The organism is bacterium (assembly GCA_026129405.1).
In the GTDB taxonomy this organism is placed as follows: domain Bacteria; phylum Desulfobacterota; class Binatia; order DP-6; family DP-6; genus JAHCID01.
In genome coordinates this window covers 1,074,357-1,091,895 of sequence record JAHCID010000001.1, presented here as the reverse complement: position 1 = coordinate 1,091,895, position 17,539 = coordinate 1,074,357, and the positions used below count along the sequence as shown (strand labels likewise).

Genomic DNA, 17,539 nt, shown 5'->3' with positions numbered 1-17,539 from the left:
GGCCGAGCTGGGATCAGGCGGCGCGGCCGACGGCGCCGTAGCGTGCGAGCACGCGATCCAGCTCGGAGAAGTCTATGGGCTTGGCCAGATAATCGTCCATGCCGGCGGCGAGACAGCGCTCGCGATCGCCCACCAGGGCGTTGGCGGTCATGGCCACGATCGGCACCCGCCGTCTCGAAGCGGCCTCGACGGCACGGATGGCGGCCGTCGCCTCGAGCCCGTCCATCTCCGGCATCTGCATGTCCATGAGGATCAGGTCGAAGGGCTCGGCGCCTGCACGCTCGACGGCGACGCGACCGTCGTCGGCGACGACGACCGTATGGCCGCGCTTCTCGAGCACACGTACGGCGACCTGCTGGTTCACCCGGTTGTCCTCGGCCAGCAGCACGCGCAGCGGCCGCACGGCCGGCGAGGGAACGACGGGCGCGGCGGTCGCCGCGGCGACGTCGGCGCGGCCGAAGTGGGCGGTGAAGTGGAACGTGCTGCCGCGGCCCGGCGTGCTCTCGAGGCCGATGGCGCCGCCCATCAGCGTCACCAACTGGCGCGTGATCGCGAGGCCGAGCCCGGTGCCGCCGAACCGCCGCGTCGTGGTGTCGTCGGCCTGGGTGAACGCGGCGAACACCCGGTCGACCTGCTCCGGCGGGATGCCGATGCCGGTGTCGGCGATGGCGAAGCGCAGCGCGACGCCGTCGGCGTCGGCGCCCGCGCGCTCGACGCTGACGCGCACGGCGCCCTCGGGCGTGAACTTGACCGCGTTGCCGAGGAGGTTGACCAGTATCTGGCGCAGGCGGCCGGGATCGCCGGCGAGCCCGTCGGGCACGTCCGCGGCGACGTCGCAGCCGAGGGTGAGGCCCTTCTCGTCGCAGATCGGCGCGAAGGCGCGCAGCGTGTCGTCGAGCAGCGGGCGCAGCGCGAACGGCAGCGTCTCGAGGCTCAGCTTGCCGGCCTCGACCTTGGAGAAGTCGAGCACGTCGTTGATGACGGTCAGCAGCGCCTCGGCCGACGAGCGCACCGTCGCGACGTGCTCGCGCGCCTCGTCGCTCATCTCGCTCTCGAGCGCGAGCCGGGTCATGCCGAGGATGCCGTTCATCGGCGTGCGCAGCTCGTGGCTCATGGTCGCGAGGAACACGGCCTTCGTGCGTGCCGCGTCGAGCGCAACGTCGCGGGCGCGCTTGGTCTCCTCGAGCGCCGCCTGCCGGTCGGTGACGTCCACCGCCGTGCCGATCCAGCCGAGGCGGCGGCCGTCGCTCCCGCGGCGCGGCAGCGTCGTCACCAGGATCCAGCGCCACGCGCCGTCGGCACGCCGCAGGCGGACCTCGCCCCGCCACACCTCGTCGGGCGCGGCCGCGCGCGTGCGCAGGCGTGCCAGGCCCTCGGCGTCGACGTGCGCCTGCCAGGTGGGCGCGGGGACCGGCGCGTCGAGGCCGAGGAATTCGCGCGTCGCGCGGTTCGCGAAGACCAGGGTCTGCGCGAGGTCGGCGAACCAGATCATCACCGGCGCCGACTCGGCCAGCGTGCGGAAGCGTGCCTCGCTCTCCGCGACCGCGGCCATCGCCGCCGTGCGCGCCGCACGCTCGCGCGCCAGGGTCGCCGCGGTGAGGATCGAGAGCGGCATGCCGATCAGCACCGCGACCCCGAAGTTGGCGATGCCCGAGTCGACGCCGCGCACCAGCATCACGTTGGCGAGCGCGCAGGCGGTCGCGGTCGCGGCGACGATCGCCTGCGGGCCGACGCCCCACGGAAACACGCTGGCCGTCAGGAAGGGCAGCGCGGCGGTGATCAGCACCGGGGTGAAGACCACCTGCCCGACGATGCCGATGGCCATGTTGGCGACCAGCGACAGGGTCGTGCCGAGGACCGCCAGCCGTACCACGGCGTCGTCCGCCAGCGGGCGCCGCAAGCGCAGCGCCACCGAGAGGCCGACCAACGCCGCGACGGCGCGCACGGCGGTGATGCCCGCCAGCCCCGGGCGCCCATTCACGAGGTCGATGGCCTCGAAGAGCGTGTTGCTGCCGACGGCGCACCACGCCAGCATCGAGACCCGGCGGATGAACGACGCCGGATCCGGGGCGACCGGCGCGACGGCGGCTGGCTGGACGGGACTCGGCGACATGGGAGAACGGATGGCCCACGGCTCGGGGGGCCTCGGCTCGCTTTCGGCCGTCCGGCGACCGGACTTGAGGCCCACCCGGGGCCGCCCGCGTCACGAATCGGGCGGAACGGCGTTCCACGGCACGGAACGTCGCACGACGAGCGCCATGCCCGCCCGCGGGCGGCGCCGGAGGAAGGTCTCCATGGATCGCACGCTGTCCCCCCGTTTCCCCATCCGCCTCGTGATGGGCCTCGCCCTCGCGACCGCCGCCCTGCCGGCCGCCGCGGCCGCACGGATCGCCTGCGGCGACGTCCTCCCGCCGGGCACGACCGTCGTGCTCACCCAGGACGTCGGCTCCTGCGACGGCGGCGACTGGGCCCTCGCCGTCGACGGCGCCGTCCTCGACCTGAACGGCCACACCTTCTCCTGCGCCGACACGGACGGCGACGGCGCGGTTCCCGACGGCATCGTGCTGTTCGGGCGCGGCGCGGTCCTGCGCAACGGCACCGTCCGCGGCTGCTACGCCAACGTCTTCCTCGCCGGCCGCGGCGGCCATCTGGTCGAGGACGTGGTCTCGACCGGCGCCGCCGAGGACGGGGTCCACGTCCAGCCGCGCAGCAATCGCAGCCGCATCCAGCGGACGACGTCGAACGCGAACGCCGACGACGGCTTCGAGCTGCGCGGCAGCCGCAACCGCGTCGAGGGCTGCGTCGCCGACGACAACGGCGAGGACGGCATCGACGTCGCCGAAGGCGCCCGCAACACGGTCGTGTCGAGCGCCGCCGCGCGCAACGTGCAATCCGGCATCGACGTCGGCGCCCCGGCGACGCGGGTGCTCGCGAACACGGTGCGCGACAACGGCGGCTTCGGCATCGAGGTGCGCAGCCGGCGCAACCGCGTCCTCGGCAACACGGCGAGCGGCAGCGGCGGGGGTCCCGACATCGTCTCGCGGCGCTGCCGCGGCAATCGCTTCCGCGACAACGTCGTCGCCGCCCCGGGCGTCTGCGTGCGGTGACCCCGCGCGCCTCGCCGCGGAGCGGAGGCGATGTTATGGGGCTCGCCCATGCTCCCTGCACATCCGCTTCGCGGCGCGGCCATGGTCGCGCTGCTCGCCCTCGTCGCGGCCACCGGCTGCTCGATCTCGGCCAGCTCGGTGAGCATCTCGGAATCGATCGGCACCTCGTCCGAATCGATCTCGGGCTCGAGCGCCAGCTCGTCGCGCAGCGACACCGACCGCTACCGCGAGGACGTCGCGGAGTACACCAAGGCGTACGTGCAGTCGGGCGGCCAGTACGACGCCTTCCAGCGCACCCTCGCCGACCTCGCGCGCAAGCGCGGCATCAGCGACTGGGAGAGCAGCAAGGCGACCTGGGTCGGCGTCGGCCAGGGGCTGGCGCGCGCGAAGGTGTCCGAGGTCGCGCTCGACACCTGGAAGACGAACCTCGCGGGCGACGACGACGCCAAGCGCCGCGCCATCGAGAGCGGCTACCGCCACCCGGGGGACTAGCGATGCGGGCGGCGCTGGCGGCGGTGGGCGTGCTGGCCCTGTGCGCGGGCGCCGCCGCCGGCCCCACCGTCGACTGGCTCTACGTCGAGGGCAACGAGGGCGGCTCGAGCGGGGGACACGCCGCGCTCACGGTCGGCGACGAGGCGTTCCACTTCCAATATGCACGCGGGCTGCTGCGGCTGGTGCGCGAGGACGCCGCGACCGCCGAGCGCCGCTATCGCCTGCTCGAGAACCGCCCGATCCACCGCTACCGCGTCGCCCTCGACGGCGCCGCGGCGGTCGCCCTCCGCGACGCGCTCGTGCGCCGCGAGCTGGCGCAGGACCGCCAGCTGGCGCGGCTCGACGCCCTCGCCGCCGATCGCGCGCTCCTCGGGCGCCTCGTCGCCCGCGCGCGGCGAGACGGCGACCACGCGTGCCCGGCGTCGGGCTCTTCGTCGCGCGGGATCCGGCGGCGGAGACGCCGAGCCCGCCCTGGTCACGCTGCGGGCGACGGTGGCCGCGCGGCTCGGCCCCGGCGCCGTCGCCGAGCGGCGCGCCCGCCTGGCCGCCTGGCGGGCGGCGCTCGCGCCCGACGCCGCCGTCGACCTGCCGCCGCCCACCCCCGACGACCCCGGCCCCGCGCACTGGACGTTCGCGCAGCGCTGGCAGGACGCCACCGCCGCCCGACGCGCGCTGCGGGCGCTCGCCGCCGCACGGCGCCTCGATCCCGCGGCCGTCACCGACACGGGCGTCCCGCTCGGCCCCGGCGACGCCGCCCGCGTGGCCGGGCTCGAGCACGTGCTGGCCACGCGCCTCGTCGTGCTGGTCGAGCGCGCGCGTCCGGAGCAGGCCGGCGCGCTCGTCCTCGGGCTGGCGCGGCTGGCGACGCTCGAGCGCTCGCGGCACAGCGGCCGCTGGATCGTGCTCGACGGCTTCCCCGCCGACGCCGCGGTCTTCGACGCCGCCGCCGTCGCCGCTCGGCGTGCCGATCTGCTGCCGCTCGCCGCCGAGGCACGCCGTCGCTTCGAGCACGCGCACGCCGCCCTCGTCGCCGCCCCGTCCGACGGCGGCTTCCCGGAGGCCGACTTCGCCGCCTTCGAAGCCGCCGCCATGCGCCGCACCGAGCTGGCGGGCGCCGTCGCCGACGGACGGCCGCTGCGGGTGCGCGGCGGCCCGCTGCTCCCCGACCGCGCCGCGGACGTCCGTCTCGCGCCGCCGCCCTGGCCCGCCGATCGCCTGCAGGCCGCCCTCACCGCCGCCGCGGCGCGCGAGCGCCGATACGGCGCGGCGCTGCAGCGCCAGCTCGACTACGACCTCGTGGGACACAACTGTGTCACCGAGCTGCTCGCGCTGGCGCGCGCCGCCGCGCCGGCGACGCGGCTCGACGCCCCGCTCGCCTTCATCCCGTTCGTCGCGACCCGCGCGGTGGCCCGGCAGTGGCCGATCACGGCCGCGACCACCCTGCCCTCGCGCCGCCAGGCGACGCTGGCGGCGCAGGCCCCCGGCCCCCGCCGCTGGCTGCGCGAGGGCAACGTCCTCACCGCCACCGCCTACCGGCCGAGCCCGGACGACTCGCTCTTCCTCTTCTTCACGGACGACGTGGTGGCGGCGCGGCCGCTGCTCGGCGCCGCCAATCTCGTCGTCGCGCTCGGCGGCGCGGCCCTCGCCCTGCCCCTGGCGCCCTTCGACGGCGGAGCCCGCCTCGGCGCCGCGCTGCGCGGCGCGTTCTGGAGCCTGCCCGAGCTCGCCTTCTGGAGCGTCCGCAAGGGCTCGTACCCGCTCCTGCCGCCGGAGCCGTCGAACGCGCTTCAGTCCGGCGCCGAATCGACCGAGATCTCTGCATGCGGCGGCTTCGCGCCCACGGCCTCGTGCTCGTCTGGGCCCTCGTGACGTCCGCCGACCCGGAGCGCTCGCTCGACGACTGGCAGACGCTCGGCGAGTTCCCCACCGCCGCACGCTGCGAGCAGGCGCGCGGCGCGGCGCTGGACCAGGAGGCGACCCGCCGTATCGGCGCGCTGGCCCTGACCGAGGTGCAGAATCCGGTGCGTGCCTCGGCCTACGCGCGCGCGCTCCAGCGCGTCGACCGGCGCTTCCGCTGCGTCCAGCGCTGACGCGCGTCACCCGGCGCGCGTGCCGCCCGGCGTGCGCCGCGCCAATCAGACGCCCGAGCTCACACCCCGACGATCGACACGAAGCTCACACACCGCCCCGGCGCGCCGCCGAGGTTGTGCGTCAGCCCGAGCTTCGGGGCCTTGATCTGGCGCGGGCCGGCCTCGCCGCGGAGCTGGAGCCACATCTCGTACATCATGCGCAGCCCGCTGGCGCCGATCGGGTGGCCGAAGCTCTTGAGGCCGCCGTCGGGGTTCACCGGCTGGGGGCCGTCGCCGTCGAAGCGGCCGTCCATGACGTCCTTCCAGCCGTGGCCGCGCGGGGAGAAGCCCATGTCCTCCATCAGCACGAGCTCGGTGGGCGTGAAGCAGTCGTGGACCTCGGCCATGCTGATCTCTTCGCGCGGGTCGGTGACGCCGGCCTGCTTGTAGGCGTCGGCCGAGCTGGCGACGACCTCGGGGAAGGTCGTGAAGTCGTAGTCGGGCGAGTAGTAGCCGTGCGCGGGGCCCGCGGCGAAGGAGAGCGCCTTCAGGAAGATCGGGTTCTTCGAGTACTTGTGGGCGTCCTCCGCGCGGCAGAGGACCGCCGCGGCGGCGCCGTCGCTCACCCCCGAGCAGTCGAAGACGCCGAGCATGCCCGCCACCGGCGGCGCCTTGGTGATGGTCTCCATCGGCACCTCCTTCTTGAACTGCGCCTTCGGGTTCTTGGCGCCGTTCTTGTGGTTCTTCCATGCGATGCGGGCGAGCACCTGCTTCAGCTCGGCCTCGTCGACGCCGTACTTCTTGGCGTAGGCGGGCGCGAGCAGCGAGAAGGTCGCGGGCGCGGTCATGTTCGAGAGCGTGCCGTCGTTCGGCGGGTTGCCGATGACGAGACCGGAGAAGCCCGAGTCCTTCAGCTTCTCGACGCCGATCGCCATGACGAGATCGTAGGCGCCGCTGGCGACGGCGTAGGCGGCGTTGCGGATCGCCTCGCTGCCGGTGGCGCACATGTTCTCGAGCCGGGTGACGGGGCGGTACGGGATCTTGAGCGCCTCGGAGAGCATGAGGCCGGACGTGCCGCTCGCCATGGTGCCGAGCCAGTAGGCGTCGACGGCGTCGGCCTCGACGCCCGCGGAGCGGTAGGCCTCGTGGGCGGCGTCGACGAGGAGGTCTTCCGGCCCCTTGTCCCAGTGCTCCCCGAACGGGGTGCAGCCCATGCCGACGATGGCGACCTTGTCCTTGATCCCGTTGCTGGCCATGCGGGCTTTGTAGCCCGCGCCGCGCCGGCGGCGCCACCCTGCCCGTCAGCGTGCCGCGGCGCGGGCGCGGGCCACCATGAAGGCGACGGCGTCGTTCATGCCCACCGGCTCGAGCGTCACCCCGGGGTGCGCACGCGCGAAGACCCGGAAGACCTCGTCGCAGAAGCCCTGGCCGACGACGTCGACGCCGGTGAAGTCGAGCGTCACGTGGGTGAACTCGGGCAGCCGCGCGACCAGGCGCTTCGCCTCGGAGCGGGCGACGAGCGTCTTGCCGAAGGCCGCCAGCCGGATCGTCGCCCGCGTACGCAGGAACGCCAGGCTCTCGGGATCGGTGAAGGCCGCGAAGACGTCCTGGAGCCGCGGCACGTGCCCCGGGACGAGCACGAAGCCCACGCGGGTCCCGCGGCGCACTTCGCTGCTGCCGATGCCGCTGTCGCCCGCGACGTTGTCGACCACCCACGCCACGCCCTGGCTCTCCAGCCGGAAGCGCGACACCGCCTTGGAGGTGAAGAACAGCCCTTCGCCGCTATGGCGCGCGGGGTCGCTCGTCAGCTTGCCCTGCTCGAGCTGGACGATGGCGTCCGCGGGGGTGGCGTAGCCGAACTCCTCCGCGACGCGGCGGAAGACGCCGACGCCGTCGTCGGTTATCGTCATCGCGGTCGCGCCCCCGGCCTCGAAAGCGACGGTGACCGCGGCGCCGCGGCCGCCCGAATGGTCGATCGCGTTGTTCAGCATCTCCGAGGCGGCGTACGCGAAGGTGTGCGCCTCGTCGGCGCCCAGCGGGCGGATCGCCGCGATGTCTGCGGCGATCGCGTCGATCGCCGCGTGCTCGTCGAGACCGGCCAGGCGGAACCGTCGCCGGATCGTGCGCAGCCCGTAGCGGGACGCGCGCCCCTTGCCGCGCCGCTCGAGGACGCCGGCGAGCACGAGGGCCTGGAGGAGCCGGTGCGCCGTGGCGGCCGACACCCGCAGCGCCGCCGCCACGTCGCGGTTCTGGACCTCGCCCCGGCGGGCCGTCAGGTCACGGACGCGGTCGGTCGGAGACGGAGGCGGCATGAGGCGATCCTTGCAAAATCACCTCACACTGTCGAGGCGATCATTTCGTAATCACCTCACGCCAGGAGCTCGCGGGCCAGGGTCAGGATCTGGATCTCCGTCGTGCCCCCGCCCAGCTCGATGAGCTTGGCGTCGCGCGCCAGGCGCTCGACGACGTACTCCTCCATGTAGCCGTTGCCGGCGAGGATGTGGATCGCCTCGAAGGCGACGAACGTCCCCATCTCGGCGCAGTAGAGCTTGCCGGCGCAGACGTCGGCGACGGACTCGCGCAGCGGGCGGCCGGCGAGCCAGTCGGCGTAGACGATGCGCCGGCTGTTCGCCACCGCCACCCACATACGCGCGAGCCGCTGCTGCACGAGCTGGAACTCGGCGATGGGCTTGCCGAACTGCCGCCGCTCCTTCGCGTAGTCGCGCGCGATCTCGAAGCAGCGCTCGGCGATGCCGTACGACAGCACCGAGAGGCCGCCGCGCTCCTGGGCCAGGCTCGACTTCACGTGATCGCGCTTGCGCACGCCGCCGCCGAGGACGCGGTCGGCCGGGAGGCGCACGTCGTCGAGGAAGATCTCGCCGGTGGGCGAGCCGCGCATGCCCATCTTCTTCATGGGCGGGCCGGTGGTGAGACCGGCGTCGCGGCGGTCGACGAGGAAGGGCTGGATCGTGCCGTCCTGCTCGCCGCCCTGCACGCGCGCGTAGACGAGGAAGACGTCGGCGAAGGGGGCGTTGGTGATGAACGTCTTGCTGCCCGCCAGCACGTAGTGGTCGCCGTCGCGCCGCGCGGTCGTCTGCATGCCGCCGAGGGCGTCGCTGCCGGCGCCGGGCTCGGTGAGGCCCCAGGCGCCGATCTTCTCGCAGCGCATCACCGGGATCGCCCATTCGGCGACCTGCTCGGGCGTGCCCTTGCCGATCACGTTGGCGCCGAAGAGGCCGGTGCTGGCGCCGTAGCTGAGCGCGAACGACGGGCTCACGCGCGCCATCTCGACCACGAAGGTGGTGCGCGCGAAGCGGGCGACGTTGGCGTCCAGCCCGGCGCCGCCCTCCCCCGGCTCGCGCGAGCCCGGCCGCGGCACCATGGCCTCCAGGCCGAGCGTGCGGTGCATCGTGCGCATGAGGTCGTAGGGCAAAAGCTCGCCGCGCTCCATGGCGGGCACGTGCGGCTCCAGCTCGCCCGTGAACCAGCCGCGGAAGGTGTCGCGCAGCATGCGCTCGGTGTCGTTCAGCTCGAGGTCCATGGTTCGCGTCTCCTTGTGCGGCGCCGACCCTTAGCCGGCCCCGGGCCGCGGTGCCACGGGCGCGCGTCGGGCCGCTCGGCTACGGTGCGCGCATGCTGCGCACGACGGCGCTCTTCCTCGTCACCGCGGTCGCCGAGATCGTCGGCTGCTACCTCCCCTACCTCTGGCTGCGCGCGGGCGGCTCGGCATGGCTGCTCGTGCCGGCCGCGGCGAGCCTCGGCCTCTTCGCCTGGCTGCTGACGCTCCACCCCGAGGCCGCGGGACGGACCTACGCCGCGTACGGCGGCGTCTACGTCGCGACGGCCGTTTGCTGGCTCTGGCTGATCGAGGCACAACGACCCGACCGCTGGGACGTGCTCGGGGCCGGCATCTGCCTCGTCGGCATGGGCGTCATCTTCTTCGGCCCCCGAACGCCCTGAGACGCCCCGCCCGAGGATCCATTGGACGCCCCTGCCCTGCGCGTCGAGCAGCTCGTGAAGACCTACCGCCGCGGCGTGCGTGCGGTCGACGGACTGTCGTTCGAGGTGCCGCGCGGCAGCATCTTCGGGCTTCTCGGTCCGAACGGCGCCGGCAAGACGACGACGCTCAAGATCCTGAACACGCTGATCCCCCCGACGTCGGGCCGGGCGAGCGTGCTGGGCTTCGACGTGGTGGCGCAGGGCCTCGAGGTGCGGCGGCGCATCTCGGTGGTGATCCAGGAGTCGGCGGCGGAGATGTTCCTCTCGGTACACGACAACCTCCTCACCTATGCCCGCTTCCACGGCGTCGACGCGCGTCTGGCGAAAGCCCGCGCCGCCGACCTGCTCGAGCGCTTCCAGCTGGCGGCCGAGGCCGAGCGCAAGGCGATGGACCTCTCGGGCGGCCAGCGCCGGCGCGTGCAGGTGGCGAAGGTCTTCCTGGTCGAGACGCCGGTGATCTTCATGGACGAGTTCTCGACCGGCATGGACCCGATCCTGAAGCGCGCGGTGATGGAGATGCTGCGCGGCGAGGCCGCCCGCGGCCGCACCATCGTGCTGACGACGCAGATCCTGAGCGAGGCCGAAGAGCTCTGCGACGACATCCTCATCATGAACCACGGCCGCCAGGTGGCGCGCGGCGACCTCCACGCGCTGAAGCTGCTGTCGAGCGGCATGAAGGAGGTCGCGATCACCTTCGAGCGCGTGCCGCCCGGGCTCGAGGCCGAGCTGCGCGCGCTCGCGCCGCTCCACCTGCGCATCACCGACACCACCGTCGAGCTGGGCGTGCGCATGCCCGAGGCCGAGATCCTGGCGCTCGTCAGCCGGCTCGCCGCTCGCGGCAACGTGCTGCATCTCGAGATGGGCGGCGCCAGCCTCGAAGACGTCTTCGTGGAGCTGATGGCGAAATGATGTCCGCGATCGCCGCCGTGGTGCACCGCGAGTCGCGCATCCGCGTGACCAACGCGACCTTCATCTTCTGGGACCTGCTCTCGCCGCTCGCCTACCTGCTCGTGTTCGGCGTCGGCATCGACGCCGCGCTCGGGCCGCCGGCGGCGATGGGCGGCGTCGACTACAACGCCTTCTTCCTCGGCGGGGTGCTCGGCATGGCGAGCTTCACGATCGCGTCGAACACCGCGTGGTCGTTCTTCATGGATCGCGACAACGGCATCTTCTACGAGATGCTGACGTATCCGCTGAGCCGCTCGCAGTATCTGCTCGGCAAGGTGCTCTTCAACGTCGGCGTCGCGCTGCTCCAGGCCGCGATCGCGGTCGGGCTCGGCGCCGTGCTGCTCGGCATCCCGATCGTGTGGAGGTACCTGCCGCTCTTGGTCGTAGCGGTCGCGGTCGGCACCGCGGGCTGGTTCTTCTTCTACGCGATCTTCGCCCTGCGCATCCGGCGCAACGACGCCTTCAACACCGTCACCTCGATCTTCTACTTCGTGTTCCTGTTCGCGAGCTCGATGTTCTACCCGCTGGAGCCGTTGCCGGCGTGGTTCCAGGCGGTCGCGCTCGCGAACCCGATCACCTGGCACGTCGACGTGCTGCGCTTCGCGACCATCGGCATCGGCGCGCCGGCGGCGCTCTGGTGGCAGGGAGCCGCCTTCACCGCCTTCGCGGTGGCGTGCTTCGCGGCGGCGACGCGCATCCTCGACCGCCAGGAATAGCGGTCAGAGGTCGTCGGCCGGCAGGTAGCGGATGCGCTTGTGCACGTCCGTGTTGATCGAGTGGTACGGCTGCGAGAGGTTCGCGGCGGCGAACAGCGTCACGCGCATGTGCTCGGCGTCGTCGTTACCGATGGCGTCGGTGAAGATCGGCAGCAGGTACTCGACGCCGAGCCGCGACGGCTTCATCAGCTGCGGGTCGTACAGCTCGGGGTGCACGCTGCGGGCGTGGATGTGGCCCCAGCGATCGCGGAAGCGGTTGGCGTCCCAGTCGGCGACGTGAAAGCCGTTCTCGGCGTCGTACTGGAGGATGGCGACGGCGTTGTTGCGGCCCTCGGCCAGCATCTCGACGGACTTGGCGCCGAGCAGCGCGGCGTAGAAGCGGTCGAAGAGGATCGGCCGACCGCCGCGCTGCGTGTGGCCGACCTTACGAGTGAAGACGGCCTCGCGCGCCGAGTTCCCGCGCCGATAGCGCTGGAAGTACTTGTCGCCGATCATCTGGATCAGCTTCGAGCGCAGCGCCTCCGCGGCGCCGGAGAGCACGACGTTGCCGGCCGGGTCGGCCGTCCGCGTCTCGGCACCGAGCTCCCGCCCCTGCTCGTCGACGATGCCCTCGCCGCACACGATGACGACGTTCTTCTGGAGGTCGTAGAGGTGCTTCACGCGCTCGCACAGGTGCTCCAGGTCGAGCGGGTGCTCGGGGATGAGGACCATGTCCGGGCGGCCGTAGGCGCTGCCGAGCGCGATGTAGCCGGCGTGCCGCCCCATCACCTCGACGATGGCGATGCGGCGGTGGCTCTCCGCCGTCGTGCGCACGCGATCGACGCCGGTGGCGGAGACGTAGACCGCGGTCGCGTAGCCCGGGGTCACGTAGTTGATCATCTGGCCGAGGTCGAAGCGCGTCGTGGCGCGGGTGCGCTTGTAGCGCACGCCGTGCCGGGCGGCGGGGTCGTGGCTGCGCACCCACTCGTCGGGCTCGCTCGGGTAGTTGAGGCCGAGATCGTTGTCGATCGTCTTCGGCGTCAGCACCACGGGGAAGCGCTCGGCGATCGGCTGCAGGCCGTTCAGCGTCCCGTCGCCGCCGACGCAGATGAGCCCTTCGATGCCGAGCCGAGCCAGACGCGTCGCGACGAGGTCGATGTCGTCGCTGCGGCTCGAGTCGACGAAGTCGCGCGACGAGCCGATCAGCGTGCCGCCCTTGGTCGGATCGAGCTCGGGGATCTCCTGGAACAGCGGGTTCAGGTGCACGTGCGGCACGCGCGGATTGAACAGCGAGTTGAACCCCTTGATGAGCCCGTAGATCTCGATGCGCAGCTGGTTCGCGCGCACGACCGCGCCGTGGATCGTGGCGTTCAGGGCGGGCGTGTCGCCGCCCGCCGTCAGGATGCCGATGCGCTTCATGCAGGGATCGAATGCCGGTCGCCGTCACGATCCATGAGCAAGGGTCGTGCCCCGGCGCGGGGACGCGCGCAAGCCCGCACGCTCGACCGGCGGCGGGAGCGGCAAGCGCCCGCTGCCCAGCGTGCGGGCAGCGGCTGCAATCGGCGCGGGCGCCGGCGCGGGCTCAGCGGCCCGGCCGCGCCTTCCAGAAGTAGTTGTGCACGCCCTGGGCGGTGAAGAGCCGCCGGAAGGTCATCTCGAGATGGTCGCCGATCGCGACCGTCTTCGGGTCGACGTCGGTCAGCTCGCAGGAGAAGCGGCCGCCGCCCTCGTAGTCGACGAACGCCGCCACGACCGGCGGCTGGAGCGTGTAGGCGAGATGGTCGAGGGTATAGGTGGCGATCCGGCACGAGGTGTCGGCGAAGCGCTCCTCGCGCATCTGGTCGACGGCGCCGCACTTCACGCACACCCGCTGCGGCGGCAGATGCCCCGCCTGACATTGCGTGCAGCGCGAGCCGACGAAGGCCAGCTTCCAGCGCTCGTGGCGGCGCATCGGCGGCGCCGCCGGCCGCTCCGGATCGGGCCGCCGCGGGGCCTCGAACGGCAGGATGCCGCGCCACTTGAGGTAGGACTGGTACGGCAGGTCGTTGCGCTTCGACGCGATCCAGCGGTCGACGCTGCGCACCGGCGGCTTGTCGGCGATGCGCGGCGTCGCCTCGAAGACCAGCGCGTCGGCGCCGTCGGCTTCGCAGACGAGGAGGATGCGGTCGCCCGGCCTGGCGCCGTCGAGGGCGCGCGCGAGCAGCAGGCCGGCGTGCGCCGTGCCGGTGCGGCCGACGCTCGCCGCCAGCGTGTCCGCGAGCTGCTCGGGCCGAAGCCCGAGGGCCTTCGGCAGACCGGCCATGCTGCGCGGATTCGTCCCGTCGAGGATGACGGTCGTCAGCGCGCCCGGCTCGACCCCCGCCTGCGCCAGCGCGCGCTTCGCGACGTCGAGGATCGCGGGCGCCATCGTGTCGGCGGTGAAGCGCTCCTCCCACTGGCGCGGGAAGCGGTCGTCGGGAAGCCGCCAGGCGTCGAGGATCTCGATCGTCGCGGAGGCGCGCCCGGTGCAGCGCGCGATCGCCTCGTCGTCGGGACCGGTGACGAACGCGACCGCGGCGTCGCCGCCCTGGCTCTCGCGCCCGCCGCCCGGCGCGCCGACCGCGACGTCACCGGCACAGACCAGCGTCCGGCGGCGGCCGCCCGCGAGATCGAGGCCGAGCAGCAGCGCCGCCGTGCCCATGCGCGACGAGGTGCCCAGCTCCGCCGAGAGCATCGCCTCGGGCAGGTCGAGCGCCGCCTGGATCGTCGCCGCGTTCAGCTTCTCGGCATACGGCGGGCTCAGCGTCGCGAAGAGCAGCGCATCCGGCACGACGTCGCCCCGCACCGCGTCGCGCCCCGCCTCGACCGCCATCGACACCGCGTCCTCGTCGAAGCTGGCCACGGCGCGCTCGCCCTTGCCGCCGCCGAGGACCGCACGCGTGAGCCGGAAGAACGGGACGTAGCTGCCGTAGCGGACGATGCCTGCCATCGGCGGGGTTCTAGCTCGATCGCACCGAGAGGCGCCACCGATGTCGCGTCGGTTGCCCACCTCCGTTCCCTGTGGTGTGCTACCCGCTGCTCGATGGCCCGAACCCTGTTGGACAGGTGGTCGCGCGCGTCGCGCGTGGCCGCCCTCCTGGCCTGCACGACTCTCGCCTGCGGCAGCGATACGCGCTCGACCCCGATGGAGTGTGACGTCGTCCCGTCCGCGCGCGAGACGTCCGTCGATCCCGATCAGCTCCCGCGCTACGCGCTGTCGTCGCTGATCCACTCGGCGGCGCAGGGCCGCGACGTCGAACTCGCGTGGCGGGACGGCGACGGCCTGACGGCGCACCCGCGCGGACCCGCGCCGGCGGTCGTGCTGCCCGCACCGCTGGCCTTCGGCGCCGGCGGCGACGACCGACTCGTCGTCGACGTCACCACCGAGCGCGACCTGGAACTCGAGGTCGCATGGTCCGACGGCGCGTGTAGCACGCCCGGGCCGCCGTGCGTGGCGCGGAGGCGCCTGCCCGGCCCCGGACGACACCGCGTGCCGGTCGACCTCACCGGCCGCACCGGCGCGCCGCGCGACCTCGAGGTGCGTCTCCCGACGGACGCCGGCCCGGTCACGCTGCACGGCATACGCGCCGGCACGTACGACCCGGATCCCGACCCGGGCACGAGCGCCGCCGCAGTTCCGCTCATCGGTCCCGACGACGAGGTCGACGTCTTCGCCACCGCCGAAACGACGACGCCGCGCCACGACCCGGGTGACGGGCTGCGCCTCCTGCCGCGCGAGCACCACGCCGGCACGCCGTACCGCGCGTGGTTCGCGTTCGGGCTCGAGCGACCGGCAGCGGAAGCCCGCTACCTCGTCGCAGAGCTGGACACCCCGCCCGGCACACGGCTGGAGGCGTACTTCGCCGGGTCGGTGTGCAGCTATTTCATGGAGACGTGTCGTCTCGGGATGGTCGAAACGGCTCCGGGAACGTTCGTCGTCGACCTGGGTGCGCACCCGTGGTGGCACGGCACGATCGCGGCTCTGCGCCTCGATGTCACCGCACCGGCCCCCACCCCCCTCTTGGTTCGCCGCGCGGCATTCGTCCCCCGCGACGAGTATCGTGATCGCCTCGCTGCCCAGACGCTACCGCTCACCCTGCTCGGCGGCGAGCACCCGCCCGCCATCGTGACCACGAATCAGGCCGCGGTCACGCCGCGCCCGGACGGCACCGTCGAAATCCGGCTCGACGAGCCGGCTGCCGGCGTGCCGTTCCAACCGTGGCTCTTGCTGCCCGTGGACGCGACGGCGGACGTCGCGCGCCTGCTCGTCCTCGAGGGCGACGACGTGCCCGACGGCCCGCTCACGGTGCACTTCGCCGGATCCGGCTGCCCGACCCTGTCGGAGGACTGCCGGGCCACGGTGCCCCGCAACATCTTCGGCGAGCCCGTGATCGACCTATGGGACGCGCCCCGCTGGCGCGGCACGATCGAGGCGCTGCGCTTGAACCTCCCCGGCGCACCCGGGAGCCGGTTCGTCGTCCGCTCCCTGCGCTTCGCGCCGCCGCTCACGACGACGACCTTCACCGCAGGCGACACGGATTACCGCGGCCCGCGCGAGCTGGCTCGGCTCGACGGCCTGCACCTCGGATGGCGGATTCCGGCCGGCCAGACCCTGGAATGCCGCTTCCGCGCGCTGCAGGCGCGTGAGGTCGCACCGGACACCGTCACGCTGCGCATCCCGGCCCTGCCCAGCGTGCTCGACTTCGCCCGGGCCCAGGTCGGGTGGATCGGCGAGGACGGCACGATCGAGCCGGCCGCGGACTACACCGACTCCTTCGCCACGCCGCGCGCCGCGTCCTGGATGCCGATCGTGCTGCGCCGCCCGACGGGTCGCGTGCAGGGCCTCCGCGTCGTCGTCGCATGCAGCGAGAACTGCGACTCGCGTGCGCAGCCGGGACGCGTCGTGCAGCTCGCGCGGCCGCTGTACCATGTTCCCGCCGACGAGCCGGCCGCACGCCCGCGCCATCTCCTCCTGGTCTCGCTCGACACCGTCCGCGCCGACCTCCTCGCGCCGTACGGCGGGTCCGCGGCGCTGGCCCCGTTCCTGAACGGGCTGGCGACGCGCGCGACGGTCTACGAGCAGCTCTACGCGGTCGACACCTGGACGCTCCCGACGCACGCCGCCATGCTGACGGGGCGTCACCCCGCCGACTTTCCGGCGCGACGGCATGCTGGTCTTCCCGCCGACGTGACGACCCTCGCGGACCACCTCGGCGCGCGCGGTTGGAGGTCGGTGGCGGTGGCGGACGGCGCCCTCGTCGCCGCCACCTTCGGGCTCGACCGCGGCTTCGAGGTGTTCGACTCGCGTCACGAGCCGTTCGAGCGCAAGCACGAGGCGTTCGTGACCCGGGTCGCCGACGCGACGGCGAGCGGCGCGCCGGTATTCGCCTTCCTGCACACCTACGCCGTACACGATCCCTACTCGGTGGCGCCGGGGCCCGGCCTCGACTGGCTGACCCGCGCCGGCGTGGGCACCATGGCCGTGCCGTTCCTCCAGATCGGCGCGCTCCTCGACCAGGCGGGCTTTCTCGCGCATGCCGAGGAAGGCGCGCGGCGTCTGCGCGCACGCTACGAAGCCGCCCTGCACACGCTCGACCGCCAGCTCGAGGCCGTCTTCGCCGACCCGCGCCTCGCGGACTTCCTGCGCGACGCCGTCGTCGTCTTCACCTCGGATCACGGAGAGCTCTTCTACGAGCACGGGGGACTCGGGCACTTCACGCAGATACCGTACCCCGAGCTGACCCACGTGCCCCTGATGGTGCACGTGCCCGGGCAGTCCGCGGGACGGCGCGACGCGACGCTCCGCTCGCAGATCGAGATTCCCGGCCTGGTCCTCGAGGCGCTCGGTCTGCCGAACATGCTGCCGGCCACCGCGCCGTGCGCGGAGCACGGGCACCCGGTCGCCGTCGGCACCGGGGTCGGCGTCGCGCCGTATCCCGCGAGCACGCATCTCGCGACCGGCGTGTTCGCCGACGGTTGGGAGCTGATCCGCATCGTCGAGCGGGCGACCGGCACCCTCGCACACGAGGAGACGCTGCCGCTCCCGCGCTTCGCGGGCGCGGCCGCCACGGCCCCGCTCACGGCGATGCGCGAGACCGCGACCTGCCTGGAGCGGCGGATCCTCCAGACCCCCGCCCAGGCGCCGGCGCAGCCGGCGCTGCCCCAGGAGCAGAAGGACCGGCTGCGCGCGCTGGGCTACGTCTTCGACTGA

The 17,539-nt window shown here is 73.3% G+C and carries 15 protein-coding genes; 8 read left to right on the top strand and 7 right to left on the bottom strand.

Translation table 11 applies throughout. From position 1 onward, the window contains the following. Positions 1-13 precede the first annotated feature (13 nt). Positions 14-2,113, bottom strand: a complete 2,100-nt coding sequence (locus KIT14_05015) for a response regulator (GenBank protein MCW5889894.1) — start codon at positions 2,111-2,113, stop codon at positions 14-16. 181 nt (positions 2,114-2,294) lie between these two features. Here KIT14_05015 and KIT14_05010 point away from each other — a divergent pair, with 181 nt between their 5' ends. Next, a complete protein-coding gene (locus tag KIT14_05010; protein ID MCW5889893.1) occupies positions 2,295-3,107 on the top strand; it encodes a right-handed parallel beta-helix repeat-containing protein in 813 nt (270 codons plus the stop codon). 48 nt (positions 3,108-3,155) lie between these two features. After that, positions 3,156-3,599, top strand: coding sequence for a putative lipoprotein (locus KIT14_05005; GenBank protein ID MCW5889892.1), 444 nt, complete (start codon positions 3,156-3,158; stop codon positions 3,597-3,599). On the opposite strand, the gene KIT14_05000 is transcribed toward KIT14_05005, so the two are convergent. Then, positions 3,596-4,009 carry a hypothetical protein gene (locus tag KIT14_05000; GenBank protein ID MCW5889891.1) on the bottom strand — a complete coding sequence of 138 codons (414 nt, stop codon included), beginning with the start codon at positions 4,007-4,009 and terminating at the stop codon, positions 3,596-3,598. The genes KIT14_05005 and KIT14_05000 overlap by 4 nt on opposite strands. Positions 4,010-4,091: 82 nt before the next feature. Here KIT14_05000 and KIT14_04995 point away from each other — a divergent pair, with 82 nt between their 5' ends. After that, a complete protein-coding gene (locus tag KIT14_04995) occupies positions 4,092-5,468 on the top strand; it encodes a hypothetical protein (GenBank protein ID MCW5889890.1) in 1,377 nt (458 codons plus the stop codon). Further along, positions 5,420-5,689 carry a hypothetical protein gene (locus tag KIT14_04990; protein MCW5889889.1) on the top strand — a complete coding sequence of 90 codons (270 nt, stop codon included), beginning with the start codon at positions 5,420-5,422 and terminating at the stop codon, positions 5,687-5,689. The genes KIT14_04995 and KIT14_04990 overlap by 49 nt, the downstream gene beginning before the upstream one ends. A gap of 59 nt (positions 5,690-5,748) precedes the next feature. Here KIT14_04990 and KIT14_04985 read toward each other — a convergent pair whose 3' ends face one another. From KIT14_04985 to KIT14_04975, 3 genes are read right to left on the bottom strand one after another with little or no spacing between them, the layout of a single operon-like run. Further along, positions 5,749-6,924 carry an acetyl-CoA acetyltransferase gene (locus KIT14_04985; protein ID MCW5889888.1) on the bottom strand — a complete coding sequence of 392 codons (1,176 nt, stop codon included), beginning with the start codon at positions 6,922-6,924 and terminating at the stop codon, positions 5,749-5,751. A 45-nt stretch (positions 6,925-6,969) separates the two neighbouring features. Continuing rightward, entirely contained in the window at positions 6,970-7,980 is a 1,011-nt protein-coding gene (locus tag KIT14_04980) for a DUF4325 domain-containing protein (protein ID MCW5889887.1), read from the bottom strand. A 56-nt stretch (positions 7,981-8,036) separates the two neighbouring features. After that, on the bottom strand, positions 8,037-9,209 hold the full coding sequence (locus KIT14_04975; protein ID MCW5889886.1) for an acyl-CoA dehydrogenase family protein: 1,173 nt from the start codon (positions 9,207-9,209) through the stop codon (positions 8,037-8,039). 92 nt (positions 9,210-9,301) lie between these two features. Here KIT14_04975 and KIT14_04970 point away from each other — a divergent pair, with 92 nt between their 5' ends. The 3 genes from KIT14_04970 to KIT14_04960 are packed head-to-tail and all read left to right on the top strand — an operon-like array spanning position 9,302 to position 11,331. Then, on the top strand, positions 9,302-9,628 hold the full coding sequence (locus KIT14_04970; GenBank protein MCW5889885.1) for a YnfA family protein: 327 nt from the start codon (positions 9,302-9,304) through the stop codon (positions 9,626-9,628). A gap of 21 nt (positions 9,629-9,649) precedes the next feature. Further along, on the top strand, positions 9,650-10,576 hold the full coding sequence (locus tag KIT14_04965; GenBank protein ID MCW5889884.1) for an ABC transporter ATP-binding protein: 927 nt from the start codon (positions 9,650-9,652) through the stop codon (positions 10,574-10,576). Beyond that, entirely contained in the window at positions 10,573-11,331 is a 759-nt protein-coding gene (locus KIT14_04960) for an ABC transporter permease (GenBank protein MCW5889883.1), read from the top strand. Before KIT14_04965 ends, KIT14_04960 begins: the two co-directional genes overlap by 4 nt. A 3-nt stretch (positions 11,332-11,334) precedes the next feature. Here the strand turns inward: KIT14_04960 and KIT14_04955 are convergent, their stop codons facing one another. Together KIT14_04955 and KIT14_04950 are read right to left on the bottom strand one after the other, a co-directional pair. Then, positions 11,335-12,729: a 6-phosphofructokinase gene (locus KIT14_04955; GenBank protein MCW5889882.1), complete on the bottom strand. Its 1,395-nt coding sequence runs from the start codon at positions 12,727-12,729 to the stop codon at positions 11,335-11,337. A 163-nt stretch (positions 12,730-12,892) separates the two neighbouring features. Continuing rightward, complete coding sequence (locus KIT14_04950) at positions 12,893-14,278, bottom strand: OB-fold domain-containing protein (GenBank protein MCW5889881.1); 1,386 nt, start codon at positions 14,276-14,278, stop codon at positions 12,893-12,895. A gap of 195 nt (positions 14,279-14,473) precedes the next feature. Between KIT14_04950 and KIT14_04945 the strand changes: the two genes are divergently transcribed. Then, a complete protein-coding gene (locus KIT14_04945) occupies positions 14,474-17,539 on the top strand; it encodes a sulfatase (protein ID MCW5889880.1) in 3,066 nt (1,021 codons plus the stop codon).

Coding starts and splice junctions, on each gene's coding strand:
- KIT14_05005 (MCW5889892.1), top strand. CDS start 3,156: ATGCTCCCTGCACATCCGCTTCGCGGCGCGGCCATGGTCGCGCTGCTC.
- KIT14_04970 (MCW5889885.1), top strand. CDS start 9,302: ATGCTGCGCACGACGGCGCTCTTCCTCGTCACCGCGGTCGCCGAGATC.
- KIT14_04960 (MCW5889883.1), top strand. CDS start 10,573: ATGATGTCCGCGATCGCCGCCGTGGTGCACCGCGAGTCGCGCATCCGC.
- KIT14_04955 (MCW5889882.1), bottom strand. CDS start 12,729: ATGAAGCGCATCGGCATCCTGACGGCGGGCGGCGACACGCCCGCCCTG.
- KIT14_04990 (MCW5889889.1), top strand. CDS start 5,420: ATGCGGCGGCTTCGCGCCCACGGCCTCGTGCTCGTCTGGGCCCTCGTG.
- KIT14_05010 (MCW5889893.1), top strand. CDS start 2,295: ATGGATCGCACGCTGTCCCCCCGTTTCCCCATCCGCCTCGTGATGGGC.
- KIT14_04985 (MCW5889888.1), bottom strand. CDS start 6,924: ATGGCCAGCAACGGGATCAAGGACAAGGTCGCCATCGTCGGCATGGGC.
- KIT14_04975 (MCW5889886.1), bottom strand. CDS start 9,209: ATGGACCTCGAGCTGAACGACACCGAGCGCATGCTGCGCGACACCTTC.
- KIT14_05015 (MCW5889894.1), bottom strand. CDS start 2,113: ATGTCGCCGAGTCCCGTCCAGCCAGCCGCCGTCGCGCCGGTCGCCCCG.
- KIT14_04980 (MCW5889887.1), bottom strand. CDS start 7,980: ATGCCGCCTCCGTCTCCGACCGACCGCGTCCGTGACCTGACGGCCCGC.
- KIT14_04950 (MCW5889881.1), bottom strand. CDS start 14,278: ATGGCAGGCATCGTCCGCTACGGCAGCTACGTCCCGTTCTTCCGGCTC.
- KIT14_04945 (MCW5889880.1), top strand. CDS start 14,474: ATGGAGTGTGACGTCGTCCCGTCCGCGCGCGAGACGTCCGTCGATCCC.